The organism is Cellulomonas sp. P5_C6, from assembly GCF_054049635.1.
This window is the reverse complement of the sequence record NZ_JBFULZ010000398.1, coordinates 1-584: the sequence shown is the minus strand read 5'-3', so window position 1 is coordinate 584 and position 584 is coordinate 1. Positions and strand designations below refer to the sequence as shown.

Sequence of the window (584 nt, the reverse complement as noted above, 5' to 3'; positions counted from 1 at the left end):
ATGCGGCGTCTTGCCAAATGGCAGGATGTGTACGAACGGCTCCTTCTCATACTGCTTCACAAGCACCTCGTGGAGATCCTGCGCCGTCTTGCCGCGCCGCCCCCGCACATAGATGGTCGAGAGAATGCCGCGGTTCTGCGGCAGCAGATGCGGCGTGAAGCTCACGACCACCTCCTTGCCGGCAGCCTTGGAGAACTCCTGATCGAGTTCTGCCATGTGCCGGTGATGGCCGACACCATAGGCGTTGAAGCCTTCGGACACTTCGGAGAACAGCATCTCTTCCTTGGCGGAACGCCCTGCTCCGGTCATGCCGGACTTGGCGTCGATCACGATCTCATCGGTCTCGATGGCGCGCGCCTTCAGCAGCGGCACCAGCGGCAGGATCGCGCATGATGTGTAGCAGCCGGGATTGGCGATGAGCCGCGCCTTTTTGATGTCACGCCGATAAAGCTCGACGAGGCCGTAGACGGCTTCCTTCTGCAGCTCCAGCGCATGATGCTCGTGGCCGTACCACTTGGCATAGGCAGCAGCGTCCTCGAGCCGGAAGTCGGCAGAGAGATCGACCACTTTGGTCTCCGGCGCCT

1 protein-coding gene is annotated in these 584 nt (G+C 61.6%); it reads right to left on the bottom strand.

Annotation, left to right across the window (positions count from 1 at the left end; all coding sequences use genetic code 11):
* Positions 1-584: N-acetyl-gamma-glutamyl-phosphate reductase (gene argC, locus ACXJKG_RS21380; RefSeq protein ID WP_456847721.1), on the bottom strand; the 584-nt coding region annotated here is incomplete at both ends.